Annotated in this window: 10 protein-coding genes; 6 read left to right on the forward strand and 4 right to left on the reverse strand. The window is 75.4% G+C overall.

Going from position 1 to position 10,493, the window contains the following annotated elements; translation table 11 throughout:
- Positions 1-40: 40 nt before the first annotated feature.
- The 6 genes from FHE66_RS13245 to FHE66_RS13270 all read left to right on the forward strand — a co-directional run bounded on the left by FHE66_RS13245 (position 41) and on the right by FHE66_RS13270 (position 7,421).
- Positions 41-2,074, forward strand: coding sequence for a TPM domain-containing protein (locus FHE66_RS13245; RefSeq protein WP_176554782.1), 2,034 nt, complete (start codon positions 41-43; stop codon positions 2,072-2,074).
- A 70-nt stretch (positions 2,075-2,144) separates the two neighbouring features.
- Positions 2,145-2,882 (forward strand): PspA/IM30 family protein, encoded by a 738-nt coding sequence (locus FHE66_RS13250; protein WP_139073451.1) that lies wholly within the window; start codon positions 2,145-2,147, stop codon positions 2,880-2,882.
- A 154-nt stretch (positions 2,883-3,036) separates the two neighbouring features.
- Positions 3,037-3,603: an NYN domain-containing protein gene (locus FHE66_RS13255; protein WP_139073452.1), complete on the forward strand. Its 567-nt coding sequence runs from the start codon at positions 3,037-3,039 to the stop codon at positions 3,601-3,603.
- Between the two features lies 1 nt (position 3,604).
- On the forward strand, positions 3,605-5,086 hold the full coding sequence (locus FHE66_RS13260; protein ID WP_139073453.1) for an amidohydrolase: 1,482 nt from the start codon (positions 3,605-3,607) through the stop codon (positions 5,084-5,086).
- Positions 5,087-5,268: 182 nt separating this feature from the next.
- Entirely contained in the window at positions 5,269-5,988 is a 720-nt protein-coding gene (locus tag FHE66_RS13265) for a response regulator transcription factor (protein ID WP_139073454.1), read from the forward strand.
- Positions 5,985-7,421, forward strand: a complete 1,437-nt coding sequence (locus FHE66_RS13270; RefSeq protein WP_139073455.1) for a cell wall metabolism sensor histidine kinase WalK — start codon at positions 5,985-5,987, stop codon at positions 7,419-7,421. The genes FHE66_RS13265 and FHE66_RS13270 overlap by 4 nt, the downstream gene beginning before the upstream one ends.
- On the opposite strand, the gene FHE66_RS13275 is transcribed toward FHE66_RS13270, so the two are convergent.
- The 4 genes from FHE66_RS13275 to FHE66_RS13290 are packed head-to-tail and all read right to left on the reverse strand — an operon-like array spanning position 7,418 to position 10,447.
- Positions 7,418-8,482, reverse strand: a complete 1,065-nt coding sequence (locus FHE66_RS13275; protein WP_139073456.1) for a sulfate/molybdate ABC transporter ATP-binding protein — start codon at positions 8,480-8,482, stop codon at positions 7,418-7,420. The genes FHE66_RS13270 and FHE66_RS13275 overlap by 4 nt on opposite strands.
- The gene (locus FHE66_RS13280) at positions 8,479-9,270 is read right to left on the reverse strand and encodes an ABC transporter permease (RefSeq protein WP_139073457.1); all 792 of its coding nucleotides are present in this window, start codon (positions 9,268-9,270) and stop codon (positions 8,479-8,481) included. The genes FHE66_RS13275 and FHE66_RS13280 overlap by 4 nt, the downstream gene beginning before the upstream one ends.
- Positions 9,267-10,040, reverse strand: a complete 774-nt coding sequence (gene modA, locus FHE66_RS13285; RefSeq protein ID WP_139073458.1) for a molybdate ABC transporter substrate-binding protein — start codon at positions 10,038-10,040, stop codon at positions 9,267-9,269. The genes FHE66_RS13280 and modA overlap by 4 nt, the downstream gene beginning before the upstream one ends.
- A complete protein-coding gene (locus FHE66_RS13290; RefSeq protein WP_139073459.1) occupies positions 10,037-10,447 on the reverse strand; it encodes a molybdopterin-binding protein in 411 nt (136 codons plus the stop codon). Before FHE66_RS13290 ends, modA begins: the two co-directional genes overlap by 4 nt.
- Positions 10,448-10,493 lie beyond the last annotated feature (46 nt).

The raw sequence follows: 10,493 nt of genomic DNA on the forward strand, positions 1-10,493 counted from the left end.
GGACATTGCGTTGCGCCGACTGGGACGCGAAGATCGCATGGTGAGCCAGACCTCCCCCCGGCGCCTGCGCCGTGCCGCCCTCCTCGCCCCTCTCCTCGTGCTGCTCGGCCTCGTCGCCTCGCCCGCGGCCGCCGAGCCGCCCCTCTTCCTCGAGGACCGGGTGACCGACGAGGCGGGGGTGCTCGACGGCGGCGAGGTGGACGACGTCGAGGAAGCTGTCGCGGACCTGCAGAGCGAGGCGGGGGTCTCCCTGTTCGTCGTCTACGTCGACTCCTTCGACGGCATGGGCTCCGAGGCGTGGGCCGAGGAGACGTACGAGACGTCGAACCTCGGCACCGACGACTCCCTGCTCGCCGTCGCGGTCGAGGACCGCGCGTACTTCCTGGGTGGCGGCACTGCGCTCGTCTCCGAGGCGGGATACGCACAGATCCGCACGAACCTCGTCGAGCCCGAGCTCGCCGAGGACAATTGGGGCGCGGCAGCGGTCGCCGCGGCGGAGGGTCTGCAGGAGTGGGCGACCAGCGGCACTATCGACGGCGCAGCGACCGGCGAGGGCTCCGGCGGCGGCATGGGCTTCCTCGGCACGCTCCTCGTCATCGGGCTCATCGGCATCGCCGTCATCGCCGTCATCTCCTGGGCCCGCAGTCGCAGCCGTGGTCATGTCGCGGGGCCGCGGACCCAGGAGCTGCCCCCGGACCACCCGCTGCGCCTGTCGACCGAGGAGCTGAACAAGCGCGCCGGCTCGGCGCTGGTCGCCGTCGACGACGCGATCCGCTCCTCGGCGGAGGAGCTCGGCTTCGCCCAGGCGCAGTTCGGTCTCCAGGCCACCGACTCCTTCAGCGCGGCCCTGGAGGACGCCAAGGCCAAGGCCGGGCGCGCCTTCCACATCCGCCAGCTGCTCGACGACGACCAGCCGGAGACCGAGCCGCAGGCGCGGACGATGATGGCCGAGATCCTCACCCTGTGCGACGACGTCGCCCAGACCCTTCGTGACCAGGCCGCCCACTTCGGCGAGCTGCGCGACATGCAGTCCCGCGCCCCGCAGGTGCTGGCCGAGATGGAGCAGCGCGCCACCGAGGTCGAGGGCCGGCTGCCCACGGCGCGCGTCGTCCTGAACGGCCTCGCCGCCCGCTACCCGGCCAGCGCCCTCACCTCGATCTCGCAGAACCCGCAGCAGGCCACCGGCCTGCTCGCCGGCGCCCGCGAGGCCATCGCCGAGGGGCGCCGCCAGATCGAGGGCGAGGACCGCGCGGCCGCCGTCGCCGCCGCCTACACCGCCCAGGAGGCGATCGGCCAGGCCGCGTCGCTGCTCGACGCCGTCGACCGCGCCGGGGACGACCTCGCCCAGGCCGGCAAGCGCCTCGACGCCGCGCTCGCCTCGATCAGCTCCGACGTCCAGGACGCCGCACGGCTCGCCCCCGAGGACGCCGTCGTCGCCCCGCGCGTCGTCGAGGCCCGGGCCGCGATCGAGCAGGGCAACCAGGCGCGCCAGGGCGGGGACCCGCTCGCTGCCCTCGCCCGGCTCACCGCGGCCGAGGACGCCCTCGACGCCGCCCTGGCCCCCTCCCGCGAGCTCGACGAGCGACGCCGCCGTGCGCAGGGCCAGCTCACCCACCGGCTCGACGCCCTCAACGCCCGGATCGGCGCGGTCTCCGAGTTCGTCCGCACCCGCCGCGGGGCGGTCGGCACCGAGGCCCGCACCCGCCTCGCCGAGGCGTCCCGCCTCGCCCAGCAGGCCGGCGAGCTCGCCGGCTCCGACCCCGAGCGCGCCCTCGCGCTCGTCCAGGAGGGTGAGCAGCGCATCGCCGCCGCCCAGCAGCTCGCCGAGCGCGACACCGACTCCTTCGGGGGCGGGTTCGGCGGCGGCCTCGGGGGCGGTGGTGGCCGCGGCGGGATCGACGTCGGCTCCCTCATCCTCGGCGGCATCCTCCTCGGCGGCGGCGACCGGCACAGCGGCTGGGGCGGTGGCGGCTTCGGTGGAGGTGGCGGCTTCGGTGGGGGCGGCGGCTTCGGCGGAGGCGGCGGGGGCTTCGGCGGCGGTGGCGGCTTCGGCGGAGGCGGCGGCCGGTTCTGAGAAGCACGGCCGGACCACGACGCGTTTTTGCAAGAATCCAGCAGGACCACACGACGAGAGGCAGCACACCATGACCGAGAAGCAGAGCATCCTGGGTCGCATCGCCCAGCTGACGCGGGCGAACGTCAACGCCCTCATCGACCGGGCCGAGGACCCGCAGAAGATGCTCGACCAGCTCGTGCGCGACTACACCAACTCGATCATCGAGGCCGAGGAGGCGGTGGCCGTGACCATCGGCAACCTCCGTCTCGCCGAGCAGGACCACGCTGCCGACGTCGAGGCCGCCCGCGACTGGGGCAACAAGGCCATCGCGGCGTCGAACAAGGCCGAGCAGCTGCGCGCGAGCGGCGACACCTCCGAGGCCCAGCGCTTCGACAGCCTCGCGAAGATCGCCATCACCAAGCAGATCGCGGCCGAGAAGGAGGCTCGTGACGCCGAGCCGATGATCGCCTCGCAGAACGAGGTGGTCGACAAGCTCAAGACCGGCCTCACGCAGATGCGCGTCCAGCTCGAGGGTCTCAAGAGCCGGCGCGACCAGCTCGTGGCCCGCCAGAAGACGGCCGAGGCCCAGGGCAAGGTGCAGAGCGCCATCTCCTCGATCAACGTCCTCGACCCGACCACCGAGATCTCCCGCTTCGAGGAGCAGGTGCGCCGCGAGGAGGCACGCGTCGCCGGCCACGCCGAGCTCAACGCGGGCTCGCTGGAGTCACAGTTCGCCGAGCTGGAGGACTACGGCACCCAGAGCGAGGTCGAGCTGCGGCTGGCCGCCCTCAAGCAGGGCAAGCAGCCCGGCCAGATCGAGGCCTGACCGCCCCTCCCCTCACCCCCTTCCGGCGAGAGCCGGGTCGTGCACACGTGCAGGATCCGGCTCTCGCCGCATGTGAGGGTCCCCTCTCCCGCCGAGAGATGGATCGCGCACGCCGTTGCGGCCCTCGCCCCTGCGACGTCGCTAAGGTGTGGCCATGACGGACTCCCCGCGCACCTATCTCCTCATCGACGGGGAGAACATCGACGCCACCCTCGGCATGAGCGTGCTGGGCCGGCGCCCCGCCCCCGAGGAGCGACCGCGCTGGGACCGCATCCTCGACTTCGCCGACGCCGTCTTCGACCAGCCGGCCAAGGGCCTGTTCTTCCTCAACGCGAGCTCGGGCCAGATGCCGATGGGCTTCGTCCAGGCGCTGCTCGCGATGAGCTTCCACCCGATCCCGCTCGCCGGGGCGGCGACCGAGAAGGTCGTCGACATCGGTATCCAGCGCACGCTCGAGGCGATCGCGCAGCAGCCGGAGGGCGACGTCCTCCTCGCGAGCCACGACGGCGACTTCCTGCCCCAGGTGGAGCAGCTCGTCGACGCCGGCCGCCAGGTCGGGATCATCTGCTTCCGCGAGTTCGTCAACTCCCACCTCACCGAGCTCACGTCGCGCGGCCTGAAGATCTACGACCTCGAGGACGACCTCGGGGCCTTCCAGACCCCGCTGCCGCGCGTCCGGATCATCCCGCTCACCAGCTTCGACCCGATGCGCTACCTCTGAGGTGACCGACCTGCTCGTCCGCGGGGCCCGGCTCGTTCCGGTCGCCTCGCGGCGCCCCCGCGCCGTCCCGGCCCCACCTGCCGGCGTCGTCGACGTCCGCGTGGAGGACGGGCGTGTGGTCGAGGTCGGGCCCGGCCTGCGCGGGCGCGGTGAGGAGCTCGACGCCGAGGGCCGGTGGCTCGTCCCGGGCCTGTGGGACCAGCACGTCCACAGCGGCCAGTGGGCGCGCTCGTTCACCCGCGTCGACGTCTCCTCGGCCGCGAGCGCCGCCGACGCCGTCGCGATCGTGCGGGCCGCCGTCGCCGGCCGTCCGCCGGCACCCGGCGTGCTCCTCGAGGGGTACGGCTTCCGGGACGCGCTGTGGCAGGACGTGCCGACGACGACGGCGCTGGACGCCGCCGCGGGCGACGTGCCCGTCGTCCTCGTCTCGGGCGACGTGCACTGCGGGTGGCTGAGCAGCGCCGCGATGGCCCGGCTCGGGGTGCCGCACCGCGACGGGCTCGTCCGGGAGCACGAGTGGTTCGACGTGCTCGCGCGCATCGGGCGCCTGCCGCACGCGGAGGAGGCGGGGCTGCGCGCGGCGCTGGGGTCGGCGGCGGAGCGCGGCGTCGTCGGCATCGTCGACGTCGAGTTCGCGGCCAACCACCGCAGGTGGCCCGAGCGTGTCGCGGCAGGCCTGGACACCCTGCGCGTGCGCACCGGCATCTACACCGACGACCTCGACGACGTCCTCGCGGCGGGCCTGCGCACCGGCGCCCCCCTGCCCGGCGGCGCCGGGCTGCTCACCATGGGGCCGGTCAAGGTCATCACCGACGGCGCGCTCAACACCCGCACCGCGCACTGCCACGACCCCTACTCCGGCGGCGACGGCACCCACGGGGAGCAGACCGTCCCCGCGGCCGAGCTGCGGGCGCTCATGCGTCGCGCGAGCGCCGCCGGGCTGACGACGGCGGTGCACGCCATCGGCGACGCGTCGGTGACGATCGCGCTGGACGCCTACGCGGCCACCGGCGCGCGCGGCACGCTCGAGCACGCCCAGCTCGTGACCGCCGAGGACGTGGCGCGCTTCGCGCGGCTGGGCGTGGCCGCCAGCGTCCAGCCCGCCCACCTGCTCGACGACCGCGACGTCGCCGAGGCGTACTGGGCCGGGCGCGCCGGGCGGACCTTCCCGCTGCGCGACCTGCTCGACGCCGGGACGGAGCTGCGGTTCGGCTCCGACGCGCCCGTCGCCCCGCTCGACCCGTGGCTGGCGATGGCCGCGGCCGTCTCCCGCACCGGGGACGAGCGTCCCCCGTGGACGCCGGAGCAGCGGATCACCCCCGCCGAGGCGCTGGCCGCGAGCACCGACGGCTGGGGCACGGTGGCCCCCGGCCACCCCGGTGACCTCGTCCTCCTCGACGCCGACCCCCTGAGCGCCGACCTGCGCACCATGCCCGTCGCCACCACCATCCTCGCCGGCCGCGTCACCCACGACACCCGCTGACCCTCGGGCGGACGGTCCTCCCTCTGGGACGCCCTTCTGCGCCCGCGCGACCCTGCTGCAGCGCGCGTCCCGGGGCGCCAGGGGGCGTCCCAGGGAACTCGTCACCTCTCGGACGCCCTCCCGCCGAACGGCATCGAGGAGGTTCCCAGGGAACCTTCAGGAAATCGGAGGACACTGGAGGTATGACCGAGGGACAGGCGCGGCTCCTCGTCGTAGACGACGAGCCCAACATCCGCGAGCTGCTCACGACGTCGCTGCGCTTCGCGGGCTTCGACGTCGTCTCCGCCGCCGACGGCAACGAGGCGATGCGCCTGGCCGTCGAGGCCGAGCCGGACCTCATCGTCCTGGACGTCATGCTCCCGGACATGGACGGCTTCACCGTGACGCGCCGGCTGCGGGAGAAGGGCCACCACACCCCCGTCCTGTTCCTCACCGCGCGCGACGACATGTCCGACAAGGTCACCGGCCTCACCGTCGGCGGCGACGACTACGTGACCAAGCCGTTCTCCCTGGAGGAGGTCGTCGCCCGCATCCGGGCGATCCTGCGGCGCACCCAGCAGCAGGAGGACGACTCCGCCATCCTGCGCTACGCCGACCTCGAGCTCGACGAGGACGCCCACGAGGTCCGCCGCGCCGGGCGACTCATCGACCTGTCCCCCACGGAGTTCAAGCTCCTGCGCTACCTCATGGTCAACGCCGGCCGGGTGCTGTCGAAGTCGCAGATCCTCGACCACGTGTGGGAGTACGACTGGGGCGGGGACGGCGCGATCGTCGAGTCCTACATCTCCTACCTGCGCCGCAAGATCGACGGCCGCGGCAGCGACGGCGAGAAGCCGGTCCCGCTCATCCACACCCGGCGCGGGGTCGGCTACCTCCTGCGCGAGCCCACGAGCGGCCGATGACCCTGCGCGAGCGAGCCGCCGCCGTGCCCCTGCGCGGCCGGATCGTCGTCCTGCTCGTCCTCCTCCTCGGGGCGGGGCTGACCGTCACCGGCCTGACGACCGCGACGCTCCTGCGCGGCTACCTCCTCGCCGAGACCGACGAGCAGATCTCCACCGCGGCGCGCAACGTCGACCTCGACGTGCTGCGCAGCAGCGCCGAGGCCGACGTCATGCCGACCACCTACTACGTGCGCCTGCAGTCGGCGGCGGGCGAGCCGCTCGTCGTCGCGGCGCGCTGGACGGTCCAGCAGTTCGGCACGCCCGACCTGCCCGCGCAGGTCGAGGGGCTGGGCGAGGGCTACACGGTCGGCAGCGACCGGCCCGGCCAGCGCTGGCGCGCGATCACCTACCTCGTCCAGGACGCCCCGGCAGGGACGACGCTCACCGTCGCCCTGCCCCTTGCCGGCGCGGACGACACGCTCGCCCGCGTCTCACTGACCATCGTCGTCACCGGGATCGCCGTCGTCCTGCTCGCGGCGACGCTCGGCTCGCTCGCCGTGCGGCGCGCGCTGCGCCCACTGCGGGAGATCGAGGAGACCGCCGGGGCGATCGCGGCGGGCGACCTGTCCCGCCGGGTGCCCGAGGCGAGCCCGAACACCGAGGTGGGGCGGTTGTCCTCCTCGCTCAACACGATGCTCGCGCAGATCGAGCGGGCCTTCGCGGCCCAGGCCGCCTCCGAGAGCCGGATGCGGCGCTTCGTCTCCGACGCGAGCCACGAGCTGCGCACCCCGCTCGCCACCGTGCGCGGGTACGGCGAGCTCTACCGGATGGGCGCGATCCCGCCGGAGGAGCTGCCCGCCGCGATGGCGCGCATCGAGAGCGAGGCGCAGCGGATGGGCGGCCTGGTCACCGACCTCCTCCAGCTCGCCCGGCTCGACGAGGGCCGCCGCCTGGAGCGCCGGCCCGTCGACCTCACCGTGCTCGCCCACGACGCCGTCACCGACCTGCGGGCCCTCGACCCGTCGCGCACGACGACGTTCGTCCCGCTCGAGGGCGCCGTCGCGGGCCCTGGGGCGACGACCGTCCTGGGCGACGAGAACGCGCTGCGCCAGGTGCTCTCCAACCTCACCGGCAACGTCGTGCGCCACACCCCACAGGGCACGCCGGTGGAGGTGGCGGTCGGCCGGGCCGGCGATGCCGTCGTCCTCGAGGTGCGCGACCACGGCCCGGGGATCTCCCCCGAGCACGCCGAGCGGGTCTTCGAGCGCTTCTACCGGCTGGACGACTCGCGCGCCCGGGCCTCGGGCGGCTCGGGGCTGGGCCTGGCGATCGTCGCGGCGCTCGTCGCCGCGCACGGCGGGACGGCCCGCGTGCTGCCCACCCCCGGCGGTGGCACGACCGTGCGGGTGCAGCTCCCGGCCGCGCCCGCGGGCGAGCCCCCTGCCGAAGGCTAGGCCGGGTACACCTCGACCTCGGCGGCCTTGACGACGAAGAGGACCTCCTCGCCCACCGCGAGGGCGAGGGCGGCGAGCGAGGCGGGCGTGACGTCGGCGGCGAGGCGGTTGCCCGAGGCGGTCTCCCCGCGCACCCGCACGAGCGCGCCCTGCTGCTCCAGCCCGGTGACCCGGACGGCCAGGACGTTGCGCGGGCTGCCACCGGGCGCCGTCCGGTGCACCGCGACCGTGCGCGGCGCGAACGCCGCCGCCGCCGGTCCGCCGGCGGGGCCGTCGTCGGCCGGGCCGTGGACGACGTCGCCCCCCACCCGGACCGCCCCGTCGCCCACGTGCTCGCCGAGCAGGAGGTTGACGCCGGCCAGCCGCGCCGCGAACCCGGACCGCGGCCGGGTGAGCACCTGCGCCGTCGGCCCCTCCTCGACGACGCGCCCGTCCTCCATGACGACGACGGCGTCGGCGACCGCGAGCACGTCGAGCAGGCTGTGGGTGACGACGACGGCGGTGCGCCCCGCCTGCCGCAGCGCGCGGCGCAGCACCTGGCGCAGCTCGGCGGCGGCGTCGACGTCGAGCGCGGCGAGCGGCTCGTCGAGGAGCACGAGGCGCGGCTCGGGAGCCAGCGCCCGGGCGATGGCGACGCGCTGCTGCTGCCCGCCGGACAGCTCGCGCGGCCGGCGCCCGGCGAGGTGCGCGGCGCCGACCTCCTCGAGGCGGGCGAGCGCCACCTGCCGGGCACGTGCCCGCCCGGCGCCGAGCGCCCGTGGTCCGAAGGCGACGTTGTCGGCGGCGTCGAGGTGAGGCAGCAGGAGCGGCTCCTGGGCGCACAGCGAGATGTGACGGCGGTGGGGCGGGACCCAGGTGCCAGGCCCGGCGACCCGCCGCCCGGCCACCCACACCTCCCCCTCCGACGGGCGCAGGGTGCCCGAGGCCAGGGCGAGCGCGGTCGACTTCCCGGCGCCGTTGGCCCCGACGAGGGCGATCACCTGGCCGGCGGGCACGGTGAGGTCGACGCGCACCCCGCGCTCGGGGACGACGGCGCGCACGTTCAGCGCGGGAGCGTTCACCGGGCACCCGCCCGGCGCCGGCCCCGGCCCTGCGTCGCGACGACGAGCGCGGCGGCGAGGACGATGAGCAGGAGGGACAGCGCGATCGCGGCGTCCGGGTCGGTCTCGCGCTGGAGGTAGATCTCCAGCGGCAGCGTGCGGGTGACGCCCTGGAGCGAGCCGGCGAAGGTGAGGGTCGCGCCGAACTCCCCGAGGCAGCGGGCGAAGGCGAGGGCCGTCCCGGAGGCGAGCGCCGGGGCGAGCAGCGGCAGGGTGACCCGGCGCAGCACCGTCGTCGGCCCGGCGCCGAGCGTGGCCGCGACGACCTCGTGGCGCCGGCCCGCCGTCCGGGCGGCCCCCTCGACCGACAGGACGAGGAACGGCAGGGCGACGAACGCCTGGGCGAGCACGACCGCCGTCGTCGAGAAGGCGATGTCGATGCCGAGCACCTCGAGCTGGCGCCCGAGCAGCCCGCGGCGGCCGAACGTCGTGAGGAGCGCGAGGCCGGAGACCACCGGCGGCAGGACGAGCGGGAGGAGGACGACCGTGCGCAGCACGCGCGCGCCCGGCAGGGCGGTCCACGCGAGGACGAGCGCGAGCGGCACCCCGAGGACGACGACGAGGAGCGTCGCGGCCGCCGACGTGCGCAGGCTCAGCCACAGCGCGTCGAGCGAGGCCGCGGAGGTGAGGAGGGCGGGCAGCTCGGCCCACGGCACCCGCAGGAGCGTGCCGGCCACGGGGACGGCGATGAGCAGCACCCCGGCCGCGGCGGGCACGAGCACCCACCGGGGCAGGCCGGCAGTGGTCACGGGGTGCCGAACCCGGCCGCCGCGAGGACCTCCTGGCCCACGGGTCCGCTGACGAGGTCGATCCACGCCTGCGCGAGCGCCTCCTGGTCGGTGCCGGTGGTGACGGCGACCGGGTAGCGGTTGACGACCTCCTCGGCGCCCTCGACGGGGACCACCTCGACGGCGTCCCCGGCGACGACGGCGTCGGTCGAGTAGACGAGCCCGGCCTCGGCCTGCCCGGAGGTCACCTTGCCGAGGACGTCGGTGACGCTGTTCTCCTCGCTCACCGGGGTGAGGGTGAGGCCGAGGTCCGCGGCGAGCGCCTGGGCGGCGGCCCCGCACGGGACCTGCGGGGCGCACACGACGAGGTCGGCGCCGGCGAGCCCCGCGGCGTCCAGGCCGGTGACCCCGCCCGGGTTGCCGGCGGGCACGACGAGCGTGAGGGCGTTCTCGGCGACGACCTGCGGCTGGCCGGCGACGGTGCCGTCCTCGACGGCGCGGGCCATCGTGGCCTCGTCGGCGGTGGCGAGGACGTCGGCGGGGGCGCCGGCGTCGAGCTGGGCGACGAGGTCGGCCGACCCGGCGAAGGAGAAGGTGACCTCGGCGCCGGGGTGCTCGGCGGTGAACAGCTCGCCGAGCTCCTCGTAGACCGTGCGCAGCGAGGCGGCGGCGTAGACGGTGAGCTCGCCCGAGGGCGTGGTGGCCTGCTCGGCGCCGCCGTCGGTCGCCCCGCAGGCGCCGAGGGCGAGCACGGCGAGGGTGGCGGCCGCGAGCGCGCGCGGGCGGCTCACGGCTCGACCCGCGGGGCCTGGACGATGACGGTCGTCGCCTTGACGACGGCGGAGGCGAGCGAGCCCGCCTCCAGGCCGAGGTCGCGGGCGGCCTCGGCGCTCATGAGCGAGACGACGCGGAAGGGGCCGCACTGGAGGTCGACCTGCGCCATGACGCCGTCGGCCTGGACCCGGGTGACGAGGCCGGTGAAGTGGTTGCGTGCGGAGCTCGACACCCCGCCCACCTCGGGCAGCTGGCGCCGCTCGGCGAGCTCCTGGGCGTAGCGGGCGAGCTCGGCGCCCTCGACGACCTTGCGACCGGCGTCGTCGGTCCGCGCGTCGAGCTGTCCGTCCTCGACCCACCGGCGCACGGTGTCGTCGCTGACCCCGAGGAGCGAGGCAGCCTGGCTGATCCGAAACTGCGGCATGCCGGAGAGGCTAACACCGCATCTGCGGAGCCGAACTGGGTCCTTG

The sequence above is a fragment of the Georgenia sp. 311 genome (assembly GCF_006151955.1).
Lineage (GTDB): Bacteria > Actinomycetota > Actinomycetes > Actinomycetales > Actinomycetaceae > Oceanitalea > Oceanitalea wutianyii.

Bases quoted from the DNA above. Each gene is read 5' to 3' on its own strand.
- FHE66_RS13270 (WP_139073455.1), top strand. From the start codon at position 5,985: ATGACCCTGCGCGAGCGAGCCGCCGCCGTGCCCCTGCGCGGCCGGATC.
- FHE66_RS13290 (WP_139073459.1), bottom strand. From the start codon at position 10,447: ATGCCGCAGTTTCGGATCAGCCAGGCTGCCTCGCTCCTCGGGGTCAGC.
- FHE66_RS13265 (WP_139073454.1), top strand. From the start codon at position 5,269: ATGACCGAGGGACAGGCGCGGCTCCTCGTCGTAGACGACGAGCCCAAC.
- FHE66_RS13255 (WP_139073452.1), top strand. From the start codon at position 3,037: ATGACGGACTCCCCGCGCACCTATCTCCTCATCGACGGGGAGAACATC.
- FHE66_RS13250 (WP_139073451.1), top strand. From the start codon at position 2,145: ATGACCGAGAAGCAGAGCATCCTGGGTCGCATCGCCCAGCTGACGCGG.